This is a genomic window from Bradyrhizobium sp. UNPA324 (genome assembly GCF_006658635.1).
Lineage (GTDB): Bacteria > Pseudomonadota > Alphaproteobacteria > Rhizobiales > Xanthobacteraceae > Bradyrhizobium > Bradyrhizobium nanningense.
This window is the reverse complement of record NZ_LFJD01000004.1, coordinates 6,786,011-6,807,726: the sequence shown is the minus strand read 5'-3', so window position 1 is coordinate 6,807,726 and position 21,716 is coordinate 6,786,011. Positions and strand designations below refer to the sequence as shown.

Genomic DNA, 21,716 nt, shown 5'->3' with positions numbered 1-21,716 from the left:
TATTCGACATGACCACCACGACTGGCGCCACGGCCCCTGCTGTCGTCTCCGGGACGACCGAGCTCCCGAAATCCTCCTCGTCGAACTCGCTGAGCTCGACCACGGGATCGACGCTCGCCGGCAACTTCCAGACCTTCCTGACGCTGCTGACAACGCAGCTGCAGAACCAGAACCCGCTGGATCCGCTCGACACCAACCAGTTCACCCAGCAGCTGGTGCAGTTCGCCGGCGTCGAGCAGCAGCTCAAGACCAACGATTCGCTGTCCCAGCTCGTCACCCTGCAGCAGACCACGCAGGCGACCCAGGCGCTGGGCTTCGTCGGCAAGACCGCGCTGGTCGACGGCTCGACCGCGACCATGAAGAGCTCGTCGGCCACCTGGCATCTCAACGTGCCGACCGACTCCACCGTCGACATCACCATCGCCAATGCCAGCGGCCAAACCGTGTTCACCGGCAAATATACCGCCGCCGCCGGCACCGACATCCCCTTCACCTGGAACGGCCAGGGCAATGACGGCACGCAATGGCCCGACGGCAAGTACACGATCTCGGCCACCGGCAAGGACGTGGCGAACAACAATGTCGGCATCGCCGCGCAGGTGCAGGGCACCGTGTCGTCCGTCGACCTGACCCAGTCGCCGCCGCTGCTCACCATCGACGGCGCCAGCTACACGCTGAGCCAGGTGAAGAGCATCATTGCGACGAGCAATTGAGGGAGTGGGTGATTCCACACGCTCGGTGTCGTCCCGGCGAACGCCGGGACCCATAACCACAGGGAGCAGTTTGGCGAAGACTGGTGGTTAGGAAGTCATTCTTGGTACTGCGACCTGCGTCTCATCGATAGATCACGCGGTATGGGTCCCAGCGTTCGCCGGGACGACCGGCTGAGAGAGCCCCTCGAGGGCTCCATTCGTTAGTAAAGTATTTACGAAGGCCCCTCGGCCGGCCCGGATGTCAGCTCTTCCGGCGGCCGACACGGCGTCGTTTCAGCATTTTCAACGAGAATTGTATTGAAGCCTTAGGCTTAGCGGATTTTTAAGCCGCCGGGCGTAGGGTTACGGGTGTGAGTTCAGTGGTTGAGAGTTTGTGAGTACGCCATGACAGAACCCCATCGCCCGAGGGTAAAATACGTCATCGGGCCGGACGGCAGTCCGTTGACGATCGCGGATCTGCCTGCACCCGGCACCAAACGCTGGGTCATCCGCCGCAAGGCCGAAGTCGTCGCCGCTGTCCGTGGTGGACTTCTCTCGCTCGAGGAGGCCTGCAGCCGTTATACCCTGACGGTCGACGAATTCCTCTCCTGGCAGTTTTCCATCGACCAGCATGGTCTGGCGGGTCTTCGCACCACCCGCATCCAGCAATATCGCCAGTAGGCGATCCGGAAATCTGCGGCTTTTGACGAAAATCGGCCCCGCCCTGCGGGGCCGATTTTTTTCATATCGCTCTTTGGCGCGACTTTTGTCCCACCTCTTAACCTTCGTTAACCATATCGAAACCATCCCCTAGGCAATAATTGCCCAGTCGGCCTTTCCGGTGAAAGCGGCCGAATCTGTTGGGGCGGTTGCTTGCAAGGTCTTGCGGACTTTTTGAAGAGTATCGGCGCCGCCCGGTTCGGGGCGATGATCGCGGTCACCGCCGCGCTCATCGGCTTCTTCGCATTCGTCATCATGCGCGTCACCACGCCGCAGATGACGACGCTGTTCACCGACCTCAGCGTCGAGGATTCCTCGGGCATTATCAAGGACCTGGAACGCCAGGGCATCCAGTTCGAGATCCGCAATGAGGGCTCCATCATCATGGTGCCCAAGGACAAGGTCACGCGCCTGCGGATGAAGCTCGCCGAGGGTGGCCTGCCCAAGGGCGGCGGCGTCGGCTACGAGGTGTTCGACAAGTCGGACGCGCTCGGCACCACCTCTTTCGTCCAGAACATCAATCACCTGCGTGCGCTGGAAGGCGAGCTCGCCCGCACCATCCGGGCCATCGACCGCATCCAGGCCGCCCGCGTCCACCTGGTGCTGCCCGAGCGCCCGCTGTTTGCGCGCGAGGCGCCGGAGCCGTCGGCGTCGATCGTGGTGCGCGTCCGCGGCGCGCTGGAAGCCCAGCAGATTCGCGCCATCCGCCACCTCGTCGCCTCCGCCGTCAACGGCCTGAAGCCGCAGCGGGTCTCGATCGTCGACGAGGCCGGCCAGCTGCTCGCCGACGGCGCGGCGGCCGATCCGGAGCAGGCGGTCGGCGACGAGCGCCGCATCTCCTTCGAGAAGCGGATGCGCAAGCAGGTCGAGGACATCGTCTCCTCGGTGGTCGGCTCGGGCCGCGCCCGCGTGCAGCTCTCCGCCGATTTCGACTTCAACAAGGTCACCCAGACCTCGGACAAGTACGATCCCGAAGGCCGGGTGCTGCGCTCGAGCCAGACCCGCGAAGAGCAGAGCATGACCGCCGACAACAACGGCCAGGTCACCGTCAACAACGAGCTGCCCGGCAACCAGCAGAACAACGGCGTCGCGGCCAAGGACCAGAGCAAGAAGACCGAAGAGACCAACAATTACGAAATCTCCCGCACCACCAAGACCGAGGTGACCGAAGCCGGCCGGGTCAACCGTATCTCGGTCGCGGTGCTGGTCGACGGCATCTATTCCAAGAACGAGAAGGGCGATCTGGCCTATCAGGACCGCACCAAGGAGCAGCTCGACCGCATCGCCGCGCTGGTGCGCTCGGCCATCGGCTTCGACCAGAAGCGCGGCGACCAGGTCGAGGTCGTCAATCTGCGCTTTGCCGATGCGCCCTCCACCGCCCCGATCGCCGAACCTAGCGGCTTCCTCGGCATGCTGCAGTTCACCAAGGACGACGTCATGTACTTCGTCGAGCTCGGCGTGATGATGCTGCTCGGCCTGATCGTGCTGTTCCTGGTCATCCGCCCGCTGGTCAAGCGCATCCTCGCCTCCGACGAGGTAGCCGCCGCCATCTCCGGCGTGCTCAGCGGCCCGGCAGCTTCCGAAGAAACCGCGCCGTCCGCCCAGCCGCTCCTGCCGAGCGGCGCCGCCAACGCGATCGACGTCGCCACCATCCAGGGCCAGGTCCACGCCCAGTCCGTTCACCGCGTCGGCGAGCTCGCCGAGCGCAACCCCAACGAAACCGTCGCCATCGTCCGCCAATGGCTGGGCGAATCCGCAAAGTAGTACGAGAAGTGATCTGACATGGCCGCCGCATTGCAAAACGCCAACAGCAACGACATCACCAGCGTGATCTCCACGCTCGGTCAGCGTGCCAACACCCGGGCAAAGGACGGCAAGCCAGCCGAACAATTGTCCGGGCCGAAGCGCGCTGCGATCCTGATGCTCGCGCTCGGCGAGCAATACGGCGGCAAGATCTGGAGCCTGCTCGACGACGACGAGGTGCGCCAGCTCTCGCTGGAGATGTCGACGCTCGGCACCGTCGAGGTCGACACCGTCGAGGACATGCTGCTCGAATTCGTCTCGCGGATGTCGGCCTCCGGCGCGCTGATGGGCAATTTCGACGCCACCGAGCGCCTGCTCCAGCAATATCTGCCGCCGGAGCGCGTCAACGGCATCATGGACGAGATCCGCGGCCCCGCCGGACGCAACATGTGGGAGAAGCTCTCCAATGTGCAGGAAGAGGTCCTCGCCAACTACCTCAAGAACGAATATCCGCAAACCATTGCGGTCGTGCTGTCGAAGCTGAAGCCGGAGCACGCCGCGCGCGTGCTCGGCATCTTCCCCGAGGACCTCGCGCTCGACGTCGTCAACCGCATGCTGAAGATGGAGGCGGTTCAGAAGGAGGTGATCGAGAGCGTAGAGAAGACGCTGCGCACCGAATTCATGTCCAACCTGTCCCAGACCCGCCGCCGCGACGCCCACGAGGTGATGGCGGAAATCTTCAACAATTTCGACCGCCAGACCGAAACCCGCTTCATCACCTCGCTGGAGGAGGACAACCGTGAATCGGCCGAGCGCATCAAGGCGCTGATGTTCACCTTCGACGACCTCGTCAAGCTCGATTCCGGATCGGCCCAGACCCTGATGCGCAACGTCGACAAGGACAAGCTCGGCGTCGCGCTCAAGAGCGCCAACGAGGACGTCCGCAACTTCTTCTTCGGCAACATGTCCTCGCGCGCAGCCAAGATGCTCCAGGACGACATGGCGGCGATGGGCCCGGTCCGCCTGCGCGACGTCGACGAGGCCCAGGCGCTTCTGGTCAACCTCGCCAAGGACCTCGCCGCCAAGGGCGAGATCATGCTGACCAAGAACCGCGCCGACGACGAACTGGTGTATTGATGGCCGCTCCGGCGAAATTCCTGTTCGATACCGACTTCGCGGCGCCCGAGCGGGCGACGCGCGAGAAGGCCGCGACCGCCGCCGAGATCGCCCAGAAAGTCGCGGAGGCCGAAGCGCGCGCCTACCAGGAAGGCTTTGCCGCCGGCCAGCGCGAAGCGAAGGCCGAGAGCGACCGCCGCGTCGCGCTCGCCATGGAAGAGATCAACATCGGCGTCCGCGGCATCGCGGCCGGTATCGGCAACATCGAAACGAAGATGGAAACCGAGGCGGTCGACGTTGCGGTGGCGGTCGCGCGCAAGCTGTGCGCCGATCTCGTCGCCGCCGAGCCGCTCGGCGAGATCGTCGCGCTGGTCAAGGACTGCTTCTCGCACCTGGTCGCGACGCCGCATCTCGTCGTCCGCATCAATGATGCGCTCTACGACGCCGCCCGCGAAAAGATCGAGCGGCTCGCCAAGCAGAGCGGTTTCGAGGGCCGGCTGGTGATCCTGGCCGAGCCGGAGATTGCCACCGGCGACTGCCGGATCGAATGGGCCGATGGCGGCGTCGTGCTGGAGCGCGGTGCCATCGCGGCCAAGATCGACGAAATGGTCGGACGCTATGTCGCGTCCCGCAGGGGGAGTTAACCCATGAGCGACACCGACGGACAGGTCCCGCTGCCCGATCTCAACGGCCCGATGCCGCCTGCCGGCACGGACGTCGGCTACAACGAGGACGAATATGCGGCGCGTGCCGCCGCCGACCTCGAGGCCGTGTTCGACGTGCCGGTACAGGTCTCGGCGGTGCTCGGCCGCTCCAAGATGGACGTCAGCGAGCTCCTGAAGCTCGGGCCGGGCACCGTGCTCGAGCTCGACCGCCGCGTCGGTGAGGCCATCGACATCTACGTCAACAACAAGCTGGTCGCCCGCGGCGAAGTCGTCCTGGTCGAGGACAAGCTCGGCGTGACCATGACCGAAATCATCAAGACCGAACGCACGTGATAACGCGCGGCAGCGCGACCAGACGGACAGGAGACTGACATGCGGCTTCTCATCGTTGGCACATTGAAGGGCCAGCTCACCACCGCCACCAAGATCGCGATGGACAACGGCGCCACCGTGACCCACGCCGAGGATCACGAGCAGGCGATGCGCGTGCTGCGCGGCGGCAAGGGCGCCGACCTCCTGCTGGTCGACGTAGCCCTCGACATCCGCGAGCTCGTGATGCGGCTCGAGGCCGAGCACATCCACGCTCCGATCGTCGCCTGCGGCATCACCAACGACGCCCGCGCCGCGGTCGCCGCGATCCATGCCGGCGCCAAGGAATACATCCCGCTGCCGCCCGACCCCGAGCTGATCGCCGCGGTGCTGGCCGCCGTCGCCAACGATTCCCGCGAGCTGGTCTATCGCGACGAAGCCATGGCCAAGGTGATCAAGCTGGCGCAGCAGATCGCCGGCTCCGACGCCTCGGTGATGATCACCGGCGAATCCGGCACCGGCAAGGAAGTGCTGGCCCGCTACGTCCACACCCGTTCGGCGCGCGCCAAGCGTCCCTTCATCTCGATCAACTGCGCCGCCATTCCCGAGCATCTCCTGGAATCCGAGCTGTTCGGCCACGAGAAGGGCGCCTTCACCGGCGCGGTCGCGCGCCGCATCGGCAAGTTCGAGGAGGCCACCGGCGGCACGCTGCTGCTCGACGAAATCTCGGAGATGGACGTCCGCCTGCAGTCGAAACTGCTGCGCGCGATCCAGGAGCGCGTGATCGACCGCGTCGGCGGCACCAAGCCTGTAGCCGTCGACATCCGCATCATCGCGACCTCGAACCGCAACCTCGCCGAGGCCGTGCGCGAGGGCAGGTTCCGCGAGGACCTGCTGTTCCGCCTCAACGTCGTGAACCTGAAGATCCCGCCGCTGCGCGAGCGCTCCGCCGACATTCTGGAGCTCGCCCAGCATTTCGTGAAGAAATATGCCGAGGCCAACGGCGTGCCGCTGCGCCCGATCTCGGCGGAAGCGCGCCGCGTGCTTTCGGCCAACCGCTGGCAGGGCAACGTCCGCGAGCTCGAAAACACCATGCACCGCGCGGTGCTGATGGCGCAGGGCGACGAGATCGGTCCCGATGCCATCATCACTCCGGACGGCGACCGCCTCGATCTCGCCAAGACGCCCCCCGCCGTGGCCCACGCCACGATGGCCGCCGAGCAGGTGACGCGCGCGCTGGTGGGGCGCACCGTGGCCGATGTCGAGCGCGACCTGATCCTGGAGACGCTGAAGCACTGCCTCGGCAACCGGACCCATGCAGCCAACATCCTGGGGATCTCGATCCGCACGCTGCGCAACAAGCTCAACGAATATTCCGACGGCGGCATCCCGATCCCGCCGGCGGGCACGCCCGGCGAATATCCGCGGATGCCGATGATGGGGGCTTGAGGTCTCTCCAGCGAATATTGAGGATGCGAATGCCCGGGCTGGTCCCGGGCATTTTTGTTTGGTGGTAAAGCGTACGCAGCGCGCCCCCTCAGTGTCGTCCCGGCGAACGCCGGGACCCATAACCACAGGGAGCAGTTTGGCGAAGACTCGTCGTTCGGTACTCCGACTGCCCACATCGATAGCTTTCGCGGTATGGGTCCCCGCGTTCGCGGGGACGACACCGGTGGAACATGGCCGCACCGCATTCGGCGACTAGGTCGCGCCTGCGCGAGGCCCTATAACCAGGCGCGAGAACCACGCGAGGATCAACATGTCTGAAGCTCAAATCACGGACTGGCTGGCATCACAGCGGCAGGCGATGATCGATCTACTTTGCGATGTCGTGAACATCGATTCCGGGTCCTATGACAAGGAAGGCGTCGATGCCGTCGGTGCGCGGTTCGAGCGGCATTTTGCCGAGCACGGCATTCCGTCCCGCCGCGAGGCCAACGCCACCTTTGGCGATGCGATCCATGCCGAGGTGGCAAAACCCGGCAGCAACGAAAAGCCCGTGCTGTTGATGGGGCATCGCGACACCGTGTTCGGCAAGGGCGAGGCCGGGCGCCGTCCCTTCACCATCAGGGATGGCCGCGCCTACGGGCCTGGTGTCGCCGACATGAAGTCCGGTCTCGTCATGAACGTGTTCGTCGCAACCGCCTTCCACAAATTCGGCGGCAACCCGCATCCGATCAAGCTGCTGATCACCTCCGACGAGGAGATCGGCTCGCCCTCGTCCCGGCCCGTGATCGAGCGCGAAGGCCGCTCCGCCCGTGCCGTATTCAATTCCGAGCCGGGCCGCCCGACCGGCAACGTCGTCACGGGACGCAAGGGCGGCATCTTCATGCATCTCGCCATCACCGGCAAAGCCGCGCATTCCGGCGCCAACTTTGCCGCAGGCGTCAGCGCGATCGGCGAGCTCGCGCACAAGATCGTGCAAATCCACGCGCTGACCGATCTCGACAAGGGCATCACGCTGAACGTCGGTCTCGTCTCGGGCGGGCAGTCCGTCAACACCACGGCGCCCTCTGCCGAGGGTCAGATCGACCTGCGCTATGTCGATCCGGCGGATCGTGCGCGGGTGATGGAAGCGATCGAAAAAATCGTCGCGACGTCTTACGTTCCGGGCACCAGCGCAACGCTGACGATCAAGGGCGAGTTCGTGCCGGTGGTGCAGAGCGCGGAGTCCAAGACGCTGTTCGAAGGCTATCAGGCGGCCTCACGGCAGGTCGGCCTCACCACGCTGCAGGGCGAGTTCTCCGGCGGCTGCGCCGATTCCGGCTTCACCGCCGCGGTCGGCACGCCGACCATCTGCGGCCTCGGCCCGGTCGGCGGGCTCGCGCACACGCCGGAGGAATATCTCGAGCTCGACAGCATCGTGCCGCGCGCGCAGGCGCTGGCGCTGGCGATTTTAAGGGGGTAGCCACTCACTCCGCCGTCATGCCCGGGCTTGTCCCGGGCATCCACGTCTCTCGTCACTCGCGGTTACACGTGGATGGCCGGGTCAAGCCCGGCCATGACGAGAGGAGAGAGCGGCGCACCACATGGTCAGGTGCGCGTTAGCCTCACGAATAACTCGGCGCGTCCGGCTTGCGGAAAATGTGGATGGGGTCGCCGGGGATGATCACGGGCTGGCCTGAGAACATCGCGTAAGCGTAGAGCGCGAGATAGGCGATCGCGAGCGCGCCGACGGCGTAGAAGGCGAAGGTCGCGATGCGCTTCATCGATCCGCTCCATTGCCGCCCCGAACGGGGAGGCTCAGAGCGCTTCTAGAGCGATGAGGCCGAAAAGGCCAGCCTGCGCGCCCCCTTCGGGCGGCGATCAAACGCCGCGCCGGCCGTGCGTGGGAACGCTGACTTCCGCGAGCCTGGCGGCGTCTTCGTCCTGGTCGACCGCCACATACTGACCGTGCCAATAGGCCAGCGCCGCACTGCGGGTGGAATTCCTGATGTCCCTGACACGGCCGATGATGATGCCGTGCGAGTGGCGCTCCATGATCTCCTCGACCTCGCAATCGAAGGCCGACAGCGCGCCGGCCAGGAGCGGCACGCCCGAGACCGCCGTCACCCATGTGGCGCCTTTGAAACGATCGGCGCCCTTCAGCCCGCCCTTGCCGGAAAAGCGCTCGGCGACATCGAGCTGGTCGGCGTTGAGGATGTTCACGCCGAAGGCACCGTGGCGCTTGATCAACGGAAAGGACGAGGCATCGCGGTTGATGCTAACCAGCAGCGTCGGCGGCTCGACCGACAGCGAGCTTACCGAGGTCACGGTCATGCCGGTGATGTCCGTGCCCCTCCCGGCGGTGATGACGCTGACGCCGCCGGTGAGATGGCGCATGGCGCCGCGGAAATCGGCGGAGGAGACGGGGATTTCAGTCATGAGATCGCGGGGCACTACATTCATGGCATGGTCCCCGAAGCGGGGTCCGCTGTATTTAGGTACGATGGTCCGCCGACAACAGGTGGCTCGCCGCTGACCGGCTCCGAGCCTAACGCGCCCCAAAAGGGTGGTGCGGCCTGCCGGAATTGTCGAGATCGCTGGAAGAAGAACAATGCGCATGCTGTTGCGCGCCCCGGCGACATGATCAATCGTTCGATCGGCGGGGCAATTGCAGGCAAATTTTTCCGCACGCAAAGGTGAGCCGCTTGGTCGGGCCAGATCACAAAAAGACGTAAAACAACCCCATGCACAGTAGCCAACACCTTGAGGGGAAAGCAATTTCCAATTTTACGAAATTCAACCTGAGACGTCGGGCAAAACAGGGCTAGGATGTAATCGTCACCGCGGCTTGCGTAACGAGGCCTCGCGGTTAATGCAGCCACCTCACCGGCAGATTCTGCAAGCCCCGGAAGGCCCAGCCGCCGATCCGCACCGGCTCGTCATCGGCGATCTCCAGCTGCTTCGCCCGCGCGAACAATGTCGGCAGCGCGACGTCGGCGATCATGGCGCGGGAGGCGAAGGCGCCGGCGCAGAAATGCGGGCCGGCACCGAACGCGACGCTCTTGGTCACATCGCGGCGCACGTCGAACTGATCGGCGAGCTCGAAATGCTTCTCGTCGCGATTGGCGGAGCCGAACATCAGGAACACGCGTTCGTCGGTTTCGAAGGCGACATCGCGGATGCTCCACGGCTTTGCGATGCGTCGCGGCGACATGCCGATCGGCGAGATCCAGCGGGCGTATTCCTCGAACGCCTGCAGCCAGGTCACTTCACCGCGCAGGACCAGATCGAGCTGTTCGGGATGGGTCAGCAGCGCCCAGATCGTGCCGGCGATCGCCTTGCGCGGTTCGTTCTGTCCGCCTGAGATCGCGAGCTTGACGTTGGCGCGCACGCTCTCCATCGGCATGCCCGAGGCGAGAAGGACGCCGAGGATGCTCTGGTCGGGCTGCTTGCGTATCACCGGCAGGATGTCGTCGATCGCAGCATCGATACCCGACGTCGCGGCATGGCAGCGCGACTCGACCGCGGGATCGCCGGCGTAATTGGCGATGCCCTCGATCATGCCTTGCGACCAGGCGTCCATATCCTCAAAGCCGATATTGGTGAGGCCGGTGATCGACTTCAGGCATTCGCCGGAGAACGGCAGCGCGAAATCGCGCATGAAGTCGACCCGCCCGGGCTCGATACAATCGATGATGCGGTCGGCATGGGCCTGGAACTGCGCAGTCCAGTGCGCCTTCACCGTCTTCGGCGACACCGTCGGGAACATCGCGCGGCGCTCGACCTGGTGCGCCTCGCCGTCCTTGCGCATCATGTTGTGGCCCATCAGCCGGTTCATCAGGCCGGCGGGCTGGTGCGAGGAGAACACGTCGATCTGCTTCTCGGAGATCGAGATGTCGTCGCGGCTGGTCAGCAGCGTCGAGCCGAGCTGCGGCACGAAGGCGATCGGCGCCTCCTTGCGCATCTTTGCCAGCATTGGATAGGGATCGGCCCAGAATGCGGCAGGATCGATGTCGATGCGTGGCGCTGTGCTCAAGCTTCGCTCCCTTGCTGTATCCCTGCCGAGACCTAGCGCATCGAGGCGCCGCCGTCATGGCGCAGCTTCTAGGCAGCCTGTCCAAATGCGACTTTGGCGATCGCATCGCTCAAGACATCGCCGCCCGCCCCCAACCGCGTGCCCTGCTCGGCGAGATGGCGACGGAAGGCCCGGGCGCCGGGCACGGCATGAAATGCGCCGACGAAATGCCGCGTGATCGCATGCAGCCGCGTGCCGCGAGCGAGCTGCTGCTCGATATAGGGCATCATCGCCTCGAGCGCGGCCTGCATGGTTCCATGCGGGGCCGCTTCGCCAAAAATCTCCCGATCGACCGAGAGCAGCCGCCATGGCTCCTGATAGGCGGCACGGCCGAGCATCACGCCATCGACATGTTCGAGATGCGCTTTTGCTTCCTCGATTCCGGGGATGCCGCCGTTGATGATGACGGGCACCTCTGGCATCGCGCGCTTGAGCCGATAGACGCGGTCATAATCGAGCGGCGGGATGTCGCGATTCTCCTTCGGCGACAGACCGTTGAGCCAGGCCTTGCGGGCATGCACGATCAGCGCATCGCAGCCGGAGGCGACCACCCCGCGCGCAAGCGCATCGAGCGCCACTTCAGGATCCTGATCGTCGATCCCGATGCGGCATTTCACCGTGATGGGAATCGCGACCGCACGCTTCATCGCCTCGACGCATCTCGCCACCAGCTCCGGCTCCGCCATCAGGCAGGCGCCGAAGCGGCCGTCCTTCACGCGGTCCGACGGGCAGCCGACGTTGAGATTGATCTCGTCGTAGCCGAACGCCTCGCCGATCCGCGCAGCCTCCGCCAGTTCGCGCGGATCCGACCCGCCAAGTTGAAGCGCGATCGGATGCTCGACCGCGTCGAACCCAAGCAGCCGCTCGCGGTCGCCGTGAATGACGGCCCCGGTCGTCAGCATCTCCGTATAGAGCAGCGCCCGCCGTGTCAGATGGCGGTGGAACACCCGGCAGTGCCGGTCAGTCCAATCCATCATCGGAGCCACAGAAAAGCGATAGTCTTGCGATTTCAATTGGTTACTGCGTCCTATTCCCATCCGGCTCGGTTATACTAGTTCCCCGGAAATAGTATAGCCGCCAGGCATGGGTGGTCGCCAGGCGTCCGTAACGCAGCGGCCAGGTCTTGGCAGAATCCTGGGATTGCCAGACTCCGCCTCAAGGGGTTCAGGGGGCTGGATCCGACCTTGGGAGTCCCGTTCGACTTTGCTGGCGTGCCAATGAACTCGAAAGCGACTGCAAGCGCATGCCGGACGCTTGCGCCGGCTTCCCGTCATTCAATGCTGCGCAATCCGGCCGTCGACCACCTCGATGATGCGGTCACAGCGGCGCGCAAGGTCGAGATTGTGGGTGACGAGCAGGAAGCTCGTGCCACTCTGCCGATTGACCCGTCGCATCAACTCGAAGACGGCATCGGCCGACTTGGTATCGAGGTTGCCGGTCGGCTCGTCCGCCAGCACCAGATCCGGATTCATGGCAAGCGCTCTGGCCACCGCCACACGCTGCTGCTGGCCGCCCGACATGTTGTTGGCCAGATTGTTTCCGAACCTCTCCAGACCGACCTCGGCCAGGAGATGATCAGCCCGGGCCGCGATCTCCGCGCTCGGAAATCCGCGATCCGCAAGCATCGGCATCATGATGTTTTCGCGCGCGGTGAAGGCGGAGATCAGCAAATGGTACTGAAATACGAAGCCGATGGTGTGGCCCCGGAGATGCGTGATTTCGTTGTCACCCAGCAGCCCGGTGTCGCGGCCCTTGATGAGCAGCCGTCCGGACGTCGGTCGATCGAGCAGGCCGACGATGTTGAGCAGCGTGCTCTTGCCGGAGCCGGACGGACCCATCAAGGCCAGGAATTCGCCGTGGTCGAGCTCGAGATCGATGTCGTGCAGCACCTCGGTCTCGGTCGGCAGACCCACATTGTAGGACTTGCACACGCGCTCCAGCTTCAGGATCTCGTCAGCCACGGATTGCCACCACCGGATCGAGTTTCGCGGCGCGTACCGCCGGCGCTGTCGCAGCCAACAGGCCGGTGACCGTGGCGAGGATCGCCGTATAGATGAAAAGACTTCGCTCCAGGATCAACGGAAAGAACTCGGTTCCATCCGCCTGGCGGGCGACGGCATGCCAATAGATCAGCGCGAGGGCGCCCATCGCCGCGCCGACCAACGAGCCGATAAAGCCGAGCAGACCACCCTGAAGCAGGAACACCCGCAGGATCTGACCGCGCGACGTGCCCATGGCCCGCAGGATGCCGATTTCCTTGGAGCGCTGGATCACCGACACGATGAGCACCGCGGCGATGCCAAAGGCCACCGACAAGCCTACGAACAGTCGGATCAAGGTGTTGGTGTAGATCTGCGCCTGCACGGCGGTGAAGAACTGCGCATTGGTGGCGATCCAGCTGTCGGCCTCGACGGCCGTCGCGGCCTGGATCTGCCTGGCGATGGTTTCGGCCGCATAGATGTCCTTGATCGTCATGTCGATGGTGGTAACGCCGCCGATCATGCCGAGCAGAGATTGGCCGGTCCGGAGCGCGATAAAGGCCACCCGCTGATTGGCCCCCTTGTTGCCGAAATCGACCAGCCCGGAGATCGTCAGCACCCGATTGGCAGAGCTTGCCGCCTGAAGATTCAACTTGTCACCCACGGTGGCGCCGAGATTCTTGGCGAGCTCGGTGCCGATGATGACGTCCTCGCTGGTCAGCCGCGCGCTGCCGGCGACGATATAGTCCGGCACCTTCACGATGTTGAAATACGTGTCCGGCTCAATTCCGGTCAGCGTCACCGCCCGGCTGGCGTCGCCGCGGATGGCCAGCGCCGAGCCGGTGATGGTGGGGGAGACTGCGGTGACTTCCGGCATCGCGAGCATCTGGGTTCTGATCTTCGGCCACTGGTCGATCGAGATCACCCGCTGGCTCGGCCGTTGCACCACGGCGTCCTCGATCTCGCCGGCTGCATTGCGCAAGGGGCGTGCGACCTGATCCGGCGTGAGGAGCTGGATCTGCGGCTGCGACGTCAGCACGCGCCTGATGAAATTCGCCTCCATGCCCGCGAGCATTGCCGACATGAAGACAATGACGCTAACGCCGATCGAAATGCCGCCGATGATGAAGATGGTCTGCAATCGCCCCTCGCGCAGGAAGCGCACGGCCGCGATCCACTCGAATGGCAGCCAGCGATTCATGGCAGGACGGGCCGCACCCGCTGCCCGGTCAGCACGCCGGAGCTTTGCGGAATCGCGACGTCACCTGCTTCCAGCCCCTCGACGATCTCGATGTTGCTGTTGCCGCGCAAGCCGAGCTTCACCGGACGCTTGACCACTCGACCGCCCGAGACGGTCAGGACCCAGGGCTGTCCGGAGAGGACGTCATGGACTGAGCGGACGGGAAGCACCTTCGCATCGTCCTTCGCGGCAACCTCGATGTCGACCGAGACCGTCATGTCCTGACGAAGATCCTCGGGCGGCTCCACCACCGTCAGCTTCACCTGGACGGTGGCGCGTGAAATGTCGATGCCCGGATTGATGTAGGAGACCTTGGCGGCAAAACGCCGGTCGGGATAAGCATCCGCAGACGCCAGCGCGTTCTGTCCGAGTGCGAGCTTGCCGAGATTGCGCTCGTCGATCTGCAAGACCAGCTGCAAGTCACCCGACGGCGCAAGCACCAAGAGCGCCTTCCCCGCCTGCACAACGGTGCCTCGCTCGACGCTCCGGGTGATGAGAACGCCGTCGCGAGGAGCTACGATCGTCGCATAGCCCAGGCGGGATTCCGCCGTGTCCAGATTGGCCCGAGCCTGGTTGAGCTGCGTCTGCGCCATGACATAGTCGCTGCCGCCCGGACTTGCGGTATAGACCTGGAACTCCGCCGCGCGCTTCACCGCGCGCGCGACATCGAGCGTCTTCTGCGCATCATCCAGGGCCGCCTTGGTCGCATAACCATTGCGTTCGAGCTGCGCCGTGCGGTCATAGGTCTGTTGGGCGTTGAGAAGCGTCGCTTGTGCTTGTGTCAGCGCCTCCTTTGCAGACGGCAGCGTCAGCTCCTCGAGCTGCCTGATCCTGGCTTCGGCCTGGGCTACCGCCCCCTGCGCCTGGATCACGGTCGCTTTCAGTTCCCGTGCCTCCAGCGAGACCAACGGTTGCCCCTTGGTAACCTTCTCGCCTTCCTGCACCAGAACGTCAGCAACTGTCCCGGTAATCTGACTGCCGATCTCGACGCGGTAAGGCGTCTCGACATGCCCGCTCGCCACCACGGTTTCGATCAATCGTCCGCGCGCGACCTGATCGACCACGACGGCAGGTCCGAACAAGACCCTGACGCCCTGCCAGGTGCCAAGGGCGAACAGAACAAGGATCGCGAGCACAAACCATTTGTGCGCGAGGACTCCCGACCATGCCGACGCGACAGAGAGCCGGCTAGGCTCTTCCTGATTCGAGAGGGGCAGTGTTTGCTCGACCATGACCGTGCGGGGGGGGGGCGAATTTTGCCGAACTCGTCGGGATGGTTCAGCTGACAAGCCAGATTACCGCACCAGACAAGTTCCAGATTGCGCCAGGTCAATACCCGCCTGGCAAATGCCAGCCGCCTCCGAGACTTTTGAGTTTGCATCGATCGATGCGTGTCGAGAGCTCCGCCGTAAGGGCGTTCGACGGCCGCGTGCTCACGTTGATGGAGATCAATTTGGCTCACGCTCACTCATCCAAACTGGCGGACAGACCCCACCGACCACGGTACAAAGAGAGGGCATGAAAAATGGCGCACAAACAGGTCCTGTTTCATTCGGCCGCTCGTGAAAAAGTCTTGCACGGCGCATCCCTCCTTGCCGATGCCGTGCGCGTCACGCTCGGGCCGAAGTCGAAATCCGTTCTGATCCAGAAGGGGTGGGGCGCACCGATCGTCTGCAACGACGGTGTCACCATTGCCAAGGAATTCGATCTGAAGGACGCGGAAGAGAATCTCGGTGCTCAGGTGCTGCGGCAGGCTGCCGAGAAGACCGGCGACGTCGTCGGTGACGGCACCAGCACATCGACCATTCTTGCTCACGCCATCCTTTCGGACGGGGTCCGGAACGTTGTCGCCGGCGCGAGCGCGATCGACCTCAAACGCGGCCTGGACCGCGGGACACGGGCCGCCATCGCCGCCTTGCACGCCATGGCCAAGCCGGTGAAGACCAGGGCCGAAAAGGTTCAGGTCGCCACGATTTCAGCGCACAACGACGTATCCATCGGCGAGCTTGTGGCGGATGCGATCGAAAAGGTCGGCGGCGACGGCGTGATCTCGGTGGAGGAATCCAAGACGACTGAGACCCTTCTGGACGTCGTGGAAGGCATGAAATTTGACCGTGGCTTTCTCTCCCCCTATTTCGTCACGGACGCCGACCGGATGGAAGCAATATTGCAAGACCCCTATGTTCTGCTCTGCGATCACAAGATCGGCGCTCTGCGCGATCTGGTCCCGCTGCTAGAGCAGGTCGCCAAGAGCGGCCGGCCGCTTCTGATCATCGCCGAGGACATCGAAGGCGAGGCGCTGGCGACGCTCATCGTCAATCAACTTCGCGGGGTGCTCAAGGCCTGCGCTGTCAAGGCGCCCGGCTTTGGTGACCGACGCAAGGCGATGCTGGAGGACATTGCCATACTCACGGGTGCACAGGTGATATCGGAGGAGATCGGCCTGAAATTGGAAAGTGCGACGTTACAGCAGCTCGGTCGCGCCGCACGAGTGGTCGCCGACAAGGAGAATACCACACTGATCGGGAGTGGCGGCGATCGCGCCCGTATCGACGCCCGGTTGGCTCAAATCCGCATCGAGATCGAGAAGACGACCAGCGACTACGACCGCCAGAAGCTCGAAGAGCGCCTCGCCAAGCTGTCGGGCGGCGTGGCCGTGATCCGCGTGGGGGCACCGACCGAAGCCGAGATGAAGGCGAAGAAGGAAGCGCTCGATGATGCGATCAGCTCGACGAAGGCCGCGGTGGCCGAGGGCATCGTGCCGGGCGGCGGACTTGCCCTGCTCCGCACGATCGCGGCTGTGACCAAAGAGGAAGCTGCCTGCGAGGGCGACGAACGAACCGGCGTTCAAATCCTGAGGCGCGCGCTAGAGGCTCCCGCGCGCCAGATTGCCGAAAATTCCGCGACCGATGGCGGCGTCGTGGTTGCGCGGATGCTCGGAAGCGAAGGCAATTTCGGCTTCGATGCCGCGCGAAAAGTCTATGTTGACCTCGTGGACGCCGGCATCGTCGACCCCGTGAAGGTCGTACGGACGGCGCTTGAAAACGCGGTTTCCGTCGCCAGCGTGCTTCTTCTGACGGAGGCGACAATGACGGAAATTCCGGAATCGAAGCGCGAGCGGCTGCCTGAGCCCGATATGGCAATGTAGCTGCGGCACGTTCCGGCCGAAAACTCGGTTCCTCAACCCGTCTGCGCGCAATCCAGGAATGGACGATGCCCTATCCCTCGAACAAAGACCTTCCCGCCGGCGTGCGTCACCATCTGCCGCCTCATGCCCTCGACATCTACCGGGAGGCGTTCAACCACTCCTTTGCCTCGCATGTCGGCGATCTCCGGCAGGAAGAGATCGCTCATCGCACGGCCTGGGCCGCCGTGAAGCGCTCCTACGTGAAACTTGGCGAACAATGGGTGCCAAGGAGATCTGGTTCGCCGGCGCCCCGGTAATCGAGAAACGTCTGTGAATCTGCCCTATGTCTCGCCACGCCGAGGATGTGGATCGACGCGCAAACCGCCTTGGGCATGACCATTCCAAACGTCATCTGATCTTGCACGCACGCTTCGGAATTTGAGCGAAATCAACCAGCGAAACGATGGCCATGACTACTCTTCCTGGCGACCTAGATGGTCAACCTCGAAGGAGAATCTGATCATGGCAACCGAGACCAAATTACCCGTCACCAAATCGTCGACCGCGCCTGTAGTTGCCGGCGAAGCTTGGCAGCCGTTCCAGGCGCTGAGGAGCGAAATCGACCAGATCTTCGATGATTTCGGCAACGGCTTCTGGAAACGGCCGTTCCGCTCGCTCGCCCGGCTCGAGCGCGACCTCTCCAAGAACTTCAATGCGCCGGCCGTGGACATCGCCGAAAGCGAGAAGGCCTACGAGATCACGGCCGAGCTTCCCGGACTCGACGAGAAGAACATCGACGTCAAGCTCGTCAACGGCGGTCTCACCATCAAAGGCGAGAAGAAGGAAGAGACCGAAGAGAAGAAGAAGGACTACTACGTTTCCGAGCGCCGTTACGGCTCGTTCGAGCGCTACTTCGCGCTGCCGGATGGCGTCAATGCCGACAAGATCGAGGCGACGTTCAAGAACGGCGTTCTCAAGGTCGTCCTTCCCAAGACCGAAGAAGCTCAGCAGCCGGCCAAGACCATCAGTGTGAAGGCCGCCTGACGGCCCCGGAGGCAAGGCTGCGACAGCCGCAGCCTCGCCTCACCCAGGAAATTCGCCAGCGAACTCGAGGATACTACATGCGCGCGCATCATATCATGACGAAAGACCTCGTTGCCGTAACGCCGCACACGACGATCGAGGAAGCGGCCAAGATCATGCTCCAAATGCATATCAGCGGCCTGCCCGTTATCGACGATGCTGGCAATCTGGTCGGCGTCGTCTCGGAAAGCGACTTCCTCCGCCGTAGCGAGATCGGCACCGGCCGCAGACACGCCGCTTGGTTGAAATTCTTCATGGGACCGGGACGGGCGGCGGCGGAGTTCGTTCACGAGCGCGGCCGCAAGGTCGCGGATGTCATGACGAAGCAGGTCGTCTCGGTGCAGGAAGACACAGATCTCTCCGAGTTGATCGACCTGATGGAGAAAAACGGCATCAAGCGCGTCCCCGTGATGAGCGACAAGACACCCGTCGGGATCGTCACGAGGACGAATGTGCTGCAAGCCGTGGCGAGCCTCGTACACGAAATTCCGGATCCAACCGCCGATGAAGAGCACATTCGCGCGCGCATCACACGCGCGGTCAACGGCACCGACTGGTGTCCGATCGGCTTTGAGGTCAATGTCCGCAACGGCGTCGTGCATCTGCACGGGCTCGTTACGACCGATGAAGCCCGTCAGGCCGCGATCGTCGCCGCCGAGAACACCTCCGGCGTCAAGGAAGTGCACGACCACCTATGTTTCGTAGACACCTATTCCGGCTTCTACGTGGAATCGCCCGAAGACATCAAAGCCGCGGGCTGACCCTCCTCGAATCGAGACGACCATGCTTGGATGGCTCGTTCGGATACTCTTTGCCATAGCAGCGCCGATCACGGCGCTGCTCGTGGCACGTGACGCACTGAACTTCGGCTTGATCCAGACGGTTGTGACCATGTTGCTCGTGACTGGCCTGGTCTGGCTGATCGCCGTCTATACCGGGCGAGACCGACAGGCCCCTCGGTAATGACCGAAGGACGCGGCGGTGTCCGATTGGATCAGATCATCGTTGACGCCTCCCGGCCTTGGCGGTGCGGGAATCCGGCCGCGACGGCAAGCACGAGGACTGCCGAAGCAGATACCTATCCGGCTCAGACATCGCCCCAACCTGGCACGCGGCATGAGATATAAATCCAGTGATCATGGAGCGTTTCGTGCCGGAGCTTGATTGCCTGAACCGTCCCCAGACTTGAGAAACCTCAAGCTGCCGCTTTCTCCCCCTGCTGATCGTCCAACGGTATTCGACAGGGCAATCTCCGCTGTCTCTCCCGTGCAGCTACGGACATCTCCTTAGGTTAAGCCCCCAAATTTCGGTCAGAGAATTTATGGCTTAGAAGGGGTTTATAAGCACGCACCAGCCAGGGGCTTGCAATGAATCACTCGATTTACACTGCGGACAAGACAACACATCTGAAGGTCGTCGTCAGCGGGTTGCTTGCCGGCATCGCGATCGCCACAACCGCGCTGAGCGTCCACTTGAACCATCCTGACATGAACGTGTCGAAGCCGAAGACTTTGGCTGTCCACCAGCCTCACCAGGTCCACGTTCTGACCAGGATCGCGCAACGTTAGCTGAGAAAGGCTGTTGGAGGATATCAAGATGACCAACGAAGCAATCAAGGCGCTCATGGTTTTCGCGATGTATGGCGTCCTCGAACTCGCGCTCTATTTTTCCTCGATGGGCAAGCCGATCAGGCAGCGGATCCGTTCGACCACCGGCCGGCTCCCTCAAGCGTCGGAAGACTAGGAGACCGCTAGGCCGGATCCCGGTCTCCATTGGCGGGGTTACAACGGCTCATCGTCCAGCGTGGACGGCTCGGCCTGCAGCGAGACGAAATCGCCACCGCCGTAGTCGTCCTCCGGATCTGGACGGGTCGACTGAAGGCACAGGCGGTCATCGACGCCACGAACTCCCAAAGCATTCTCACAAGCCACGACAGCCGCCCGGCGGGCGTTGTCGCCCTTGACGACGCCGCGCAGCGTCACCAGGCCGTCCCTGACGCTCACGTTCAAACCGACGGGCTGCCAAGGCATCCCGGCCATCGCGGCGAGGACCGTGCGGCGGGTCTGATTGTCGTCTTCCGAATAGCCGGGTGCGCCGGTCAGCGGACCGGCGACTGCGGACAGGAAGTCAGACCGGGTAATGATGCCGACAACGCGATCATCGCGCATGACCGGGACGTGATTGAGGTGCCGGCGCTCCATCAAATCGGCAATCTCCGCGAGGGGAGTATCTTCCTTAACCGTCGCGGGATCACGCGTCATCACCTGCTCGACCTTGCGTCCATGCTCCTTGACGAATTCACGCGCGACCCGGTCTGCTCCGAGCAGGACGGTCAGCAGCCGGTTGCGGGTGTGCTCCGTGTCCAGCTCGGCCCGCCTGAGGAAGTCGCTTTCGCAAATGATGCCGACGAGCTTACCCGCCGTATCTATGACCGGAAGCCCACTGATGTGCTGAGCCAGCATGACTTTGATGGCATCGGCGATGGAGGCTTCGGGGCGAATTGCTATCACCCGCCGGGACATTATCTGGTGCGCGCGCATATCTTCATCTCCAGAGAGAACAGGTAGTCGCCGTCCCTGATAGGGTCTTGATCAAGATCAACGCCGACCCGCGATCAAGTGCCATGCTGCTGTCAGATCTGGGACGTTGAGCATGCGACTGCAAGCTTTGTTCATGGCCGCAAGCTTTGCGGCAGCTGCGGCGCTGAGCGCAGCAGCGCCAGCCGCGACAACACCGGTCGACGTCTCTGCCGCTCTCTCCGATTTGATGACCCGGCTTCAACTGCAGCATGCCAAGCTCTGGTTTGCGGGGAAGCTCAGCAACTGGAGCTTGGCCAGCTATGAAATCCAGCGGATCGAAGCCAATCTCGAAGCCACCGGCAAGCTCTTGCCCGACCCATCGCGGATGGTTCCTGCCAGGGATCAGCTGCAAGCCGTACGCCAGGCGATCCAGCAGAAAGACGTGCCTGCGTTTACAAAAGCCTATTCAGCCCTGACCAACGAATGCAACACTTGCCATAGGGTCAGTGGCTACGCCGCGATCACCATCCAGGTGCCGGTTCGTCCACCTGTCACCAATCAGTTGTTCGTCGATCAGGTCGCCGAAGGCCGGGCACTAACCCATGCCTCCTGCGGAACATGCCATATCGTGGAAGATGCCGCCAGGGAAGCGCCGGCGTCACGCCCCCCGGCACCGAGCTTCCTGGACATCATCAACCGCCCCTCGTTCTCCGCCGATAACGTCAGGCAATTCCTGACGTCGAGCCACCGCAGGCTCGGACCTGACCAAGCCATGCCGAACCCGCGGCTCGCGGAGTATCAGGTCGATGAGATCGTCGCGTACCTGGAAGCGTTGAGAGCCGGCCTGCCGCGCTAGGACGCGGTTGTTCCAGCACCCCTCGTTGCCGACCAGGCGGTTGATCTCCATCAAGCGTTGATCGGAAAAGTGCAGCAATGTGGACCGATCACGATCTGAACCGCGCCATCACAAGGCAGGCACATGACGACAAAGGACGCAGCCGCTCTCTCAATTCAAGCGTGCGT

At 63.5% G+C, this 21,716-nt stretch carries 23 protein-coding genes; 15 read left to right on the top strand and 8 right to left on the bottom strand.

The annotated features are described in order from the left end of the window. Window positions 1-8: 8 nt before the first annotated feature. From UNPA324_RS32680 to UNPA324_RS32640, 8 genes are all read left to right on the top strand, one after another. Entirely contained in the window at window positions 9-713 is a 705-nt protein-coding gene (locus UNPA324_RS32680) for a flagellar hook assembly protein FlgD (RefSeq protein ID WP_141938133.1), read from the top strand. 384 nt (window positions 714-1,097) lie between these two features. Continuing rightward, a complete protein-coding gene (gene sciP / locus UNPA324_RS32675) occupies window positions 1,098-1,373 on the top strand; it encodes a CtrA inhibitor SciP (RefSeq protein WP_002714638.1) in 276 nt (91 codons plus the stop codon). Window positions 1,374-1,565: 192 nt separating this feature from the next. Beyond that, window positions 1,566-3,176 carry a flagellar basal-body MS-ring/collar protein FliF gene (gene fliF, locus UNPA324_RS32670; RefSeq protein ID WP_141938131.1) on the top strand — a complete coding sequence of 537 codons (1,611 nt, stop codon included), beginning with the start codon at window positions 1,566-1,568 and terminating at the stop codon, window positions 3,174-3,176. A gap of 18 nt (window positions 3,177-3,194) precedes the next feature. Continuing rightward, window positions 3,195-4,292 (top strand): flagellar motor switch protein FliG, encoded by a 1,098-nt coding sequence (gene fliG / locus UNPA324_RS32665; protein WP_126254944.1) that lies wholly within the window; start codon window positions 3,195-3,197, stop codon window positions 4,290-4,292. Beyond that, complete coding sequence (locus UNPA324_RS32660; protein ID WP_141938129.1) at window positions 4,292-4,915, top strand: FliH/SctL family protein; 624 nt, start codon at window positions 4,292-4,294, stop codon at window positions 4,913-4,915. The genes fliG and UNPA324_RS32660 overlap by 1 nt, the downstream gene beginning before the upstream one ends. 3 nt (window positions 4,916-4,918) lie before the next feature. Beyond that, entirely contained in the window at window positions 4,919-5,269 is a 351-nt protein-coding gene (gene fliN / locus UNPA324_RS32655; RefSeq protein ID WP_018641467.1) for a flagellar motor switch protein FliN, read from the top strand. Between the two features lie 39 nt (window positions 5,270-5,308). Further along, a complete protein-coding gene (gene flbD, locus UNPA324_RS32650) occupies window positions 5,309-6,694 on the top strand; it encodes a sigma-54-dependent transcriptional regulator FlbD (protein ID WP_141938127.1) in 1,386 nt (461 codons plus the stop codon). A gap of 310 nt (window positions 6,695-7,004) precedes the next feature. After that, on the top strand, window positions 7,005-8,153 hold the full coding sequence (locus UNPA324_RS32640) for a M20 family metallopeptidase (RefSeq protein ID WP_128916351.1): 1,149 nt from the start codon (window positions 7,005-7,007) through the stop codon (window positions 8,151-8,153). Between the two features lie 142 nt (window positions 8,154-8,295). Here UNPA324_RS32640 and UNPA324_RS35465 read toward each other — a convergent pair whose 3' ends face one another. The 7 genes from UNPA324_RS35465 to UNPA324_RS32610 form a co-directional block, all read right to left on the bottom strand. Next, entirely contained in the window at window positions 8,296-8,454 is a 159-nt protein-coding gene (locus tag UNPA324_RS35465) for a hypothetical protein (protein ID WP_164718287.1), read from the bottom strand. Window positions 8,455-8,551: 97 nt separating this feature from the next. Then, a complete protein-coding gene (locus UNPA324_RS32635; protein ID WP_141938125.1) occupies window positions 8,552-9,133 on the bottom strand; it encodes a flavin reductase family protein in 582 nt (193 codons plus the stop codon). A 406-nt stretch (window positions 9,134-9,539) separates the two neighbouring features. After that, entirely contained in the window at window positions 9,540-10,706 is a 1,167-nt protein-coding gene (locus UNPA324_RS32630) for a cytochrome P450 (protein ID WP_141938123.1), read from the bottom strand. Window positions 10,707-10,774: 68 nt separating this feature from the next. After that, window positions 10,775-11,782: a tRNA dihydrouridine(20/20a) synthase DusA gene (gene dusA / locus UNPA324_RS32625; RefSeq protein ID WP_141938122.1), complete on the bottom strand. Its 1,008-nt coding sequence runs from the start codon at window positions 11,780-11,782 to the stop codon at window positions 10,775-10,777. Between the two features lie 237 nt (window positions 11,783-12,019). Next, complete coding sequence (locus tag UNPA324_RS32620; RefSeq protein WP_128916355.1) at window positions 12,020-12,706, bottom strand: ABC transporter ATP-binding protein; 687 nt, start codon at window positions 12,704-12,706, stop codon at window positions 12,020-12,022. Then, window positions 12,699-13,925, bottom strand: coding sequence for an ABC transporter permease (locus tag UNPA324_RS32615; RefSeq protein WP_141938120.1), 1,227 nt, complete (start codon window positions 13,923-13,925; stop codon window positions 12,699-12,701). The genes UNPA324_RS32620 and UNPA324_RS32615 overlap by 8 nt, the downstream gene beginning before the upstream one ends. Continuing rightward, window positions 13,922-15,196, bottom strand: coding sequence for an efflux RND transporter periplasmic adaptor subunit (locus tag UNPA324_RS32610; protein ID WP_128916423.1), 1,275 nt, complete (start codon window positions 15,194-15,196; stop codon window positions 13,922-13,924). The genes UNPA324_RS32615 and UNPA324_RS32610 overlap by 4 nt, the downstream gene beginning before the upstream one ends. Before the next feature lie 293 nt (window positions 15,197-15,489). On the opposite strand from UNPA324_RS32610, the gene groL reads away from it, so the two are divergent. From groL to UNPA324_RS35460, 6 genes are all read left to right on the top strand, one after another. Continuing rightward, window positions 15,490-17,112: a chaperonin GroEL gene (groL, locus tag UNPA324_RS32605; RefSeq protein WP_141938118.1), complete on the top strand. Its 1,623-nt coding sequence runs from the start codon at window positions 15,490-15,492 to the stop codon at window positions 17,110-17,112. A gap of 65 nt (window positions 17,113-17,177) precedes the next feature. Beyond that, a complete protein-coding gene (locus UNPA324_RS32600) occupies window positions 17,178-17,408 on the top strand; it encodes a ChaB family protein (protein WP_141938116.1) in 231 nt (76 codons plus the stop codon). 205 nt (window positions 17,409-17,613) lie between these two features. Next, the gene (locus UNPA324_RS32595; RefSeq protein ID WP_128916359.1) at window positions 17,614-18,135 is read left to right on the top strand and encodes an Hsp20/alpha crystallin family protein; all 522 of its coding nucleotides are present in this window, start codon (window positions 17,614-17,616) and stop codon (window positions 18,133-18,135) included. 77 nt (window positions 18,136-18,212) lie between these two features. After that, window positions 18,213-18,935 (top strand): CBS domain-containing protein, encoded by a 723-nt coding sequence (locus UNPA324_RS32590; protein ID WP_141938114.1) that lies wholly within the window; start codon window positions 18,213-18,215, stop codon window positions 18,933-18,935. Window positions 18,936-19,541: 606 nt separating this feature from the next. Continuing rightward, on the top strand, window positions 19,542-19,742 hold the full coding sequence (locus tag UNPA324_RS32580) for a hypothetical protein (RefSeq protein ID WP_128916362.1): 201 nt from the start codon (window positions 19,542-19,544) through the stop codon (window positions 19,740-19,742). Window positions 19,743-19,770: 28 nt separating this feature from the next. After that, the gene (locus UNPA324_RS35460) at window positions 19,771-19,917 is read left to right on the top strand and encodes a hypothetical protein (protein WP_164935848.1); all 147 of its coding nucleotides are present in this window, start codon (window positions 19,771-19,773) and stop codon (window positions 19,915-19,917) included. A 38-nt stretch (window positions 19,918-19,955) separates the two neighbouring features. On the opposite strand, the gene UNPA324_RS32575 is transcribed toward UNPA324_RS35460, so the two are convergent. Then, on the bottom strand, window positions 19,956-20,714 hold the full coding sequence (locus UNPA324_RS32575) for a CBS domain-containing protein (protein WP_141938111.1): 759 nt from the start codon (window positions 20,712-20,714) through the stop codon (window positions 19,956-19,958). Between the two features lie 112 nt (window positions 20,715-20,826). Here UNPA324_RS32575 and UNPA324_RS32570 point away from each other — a divergent pair, with 112 nt between their 5' ends. Continuing rightward, window positions 20,827-21,549 carry a c-type cytochrome gene (locus UNPA324_RS32570; RefSeq protein ID WP_141938109.1) on the top strand — a complete coding sequence of 241 codons (723 nt, stop codon included), beginning with the start codon at window positions 20,827-20,829 and terminating at the stop codon, window positions 21,547-21,549. Window positions 21,550-21,716: the final 167 nt, after the last annotated feature.

Excerpts from the sequence above, each read along its gene's own strand:
- groL (WP_141938118.1), top strand. The coding sequence starts at position 15,490 with ATGGCGCACAAACAGGTCCTGTTTCATTCGGCCGCTCGTGAAAAAGTC.
- UNPA324_RS32595 (WP_128916359.1), top strand. The coding sequence starts at position 17,614 with ATGGCAACCGAGACCAAATTACCCGTCACCAAATCGTCGACCGCGCCT.
- UNPA324_RS32600 (WP_141938116.1), top strand. The coding sequence starts at position 17,178 with ATGCCCTATCCCTCGAACAAAGACCTTCCCGCCGGCGTGCGTCACCAT.
- UNPA324_RS32640 (WP_128916351.1), top strand. The coding sequence starts at position 7,005 with ATGTCTGAAGCTCAAATCACGGACTGGCTGGCATCACAGCGGCAGGCG.
- UNPA324_RS32590 (WP_141938114.1), top strand. The coding sequence starts at position 18,213 with ATGCGCGCGCATCATATCATGACGAAAGACCTCGTTGCCGTAACGCCG.
- UNPA324_RS32615 (WP_141938120.1), bottom strand. The coding sequence starts at position 13,925 with ATGAATCGCTGGCTGCCATTCGAGTGGATCGCGGCCGTGCGCTTCCTG.
- dusA (WP_141938122.1), bottom strand. The coding sequence starts at position 11,782 with ATGGGAATAGGACGCAGTAACCAATTGAAATCGCAAGACTATCGCTTT.
- UNPA324_RS32575 (WP_141938111.1), bottom strand. The coding sequence starts at position 20,714 with ATGCGCGCGCACCAGATAATGTCCCGGCGGGTGATAGCAATTCGCCCC.
- UNPA324_RS32680 (WP_141938133.1), top strand. The coding sequence starts at position 9 with ATGACCACCACGACTGGCGCCACGGCCCCTGCTGTCGTCTCCGGGACG.
- UNPA324_RS32610 (WP_128916423.1), bottom strand. The coding sequence starts at position 15,196 with ATGGTCGAGCAAACACTGCCCCTCTCGAATCAGGAAGAGCCTAGCCGG.
- UNPA324_RS35465 (WP_164718287.1), bottom strand. The coding sequence starts at position 8,454 with ATGAAGCGCATCGCGACCTTCGCCTTCTACGCCGTCGGCGCGCTCGCG.
- UNPA324_RS32660 (WP_141938129.1), top strand. The coding sequence starts at position 4,292 with ATGGCCGCTCCGGCGAAATTCCTGTTCGATACCGACTTCGCGGCGCCC.
- UNPA324_RS32635 (WP_141938125.1), bottom strand. The coding sequence starts at position 9,133 with ATGAATGTAGTGCCCCGCGATCTCATGACTGAAATCCCCGTCTCCTCC.
- UNPA324_RS32580 (WP_128916362.1), top strand. The coding sequence starts at position 19,542 with ATGAATCACTCGATTTACACTGCGGACAAGACAACACATCTGAAGGTC.
- fliN (WP_018641467.1), top strand. The coding sequence starts at position 4,919 with ATGAGCGACACCGACGGACAGGTCCCGCTGCCCGATCTCAACGGCCCG.
- fliG (WP_126254944.1), top strand. The coding sequence starts at position 3,195 with ATGGCCGCCGCATTGCAAAACGCCAACAGCAACGACATCACCAGCGTG.
- UNPA324_RS32570 (WP_141938109.1), top strand. The coding sequence starts at position 20,827 with ATGCGACTGCAAGCTTTGTTCATGGCCGCAAGCTTTGCGGCAGCTGCG.
- flbD (WP_141938127.1), top strand. The coding sequence starts at position 5,309 with ATGCGGCTTCTCATCGTTGGCACATTGAAGGGCCAGCTCACCACCGCC.
- sciP (WP_002714638.1), top strand. The coding sequence starts at position 1,098 with ATGACAGAACCCCATCGCCCGAGGGTAAAATACGTCATCGGGCCGGAC.
- UNPA324_RS35460 (WP_164935848.1), top strand. The coding sequence starts at position 19,771 with ATGACCAACGAAGCAATCAAGGCGCTCATGGTTTTCGCGATGTATGGC.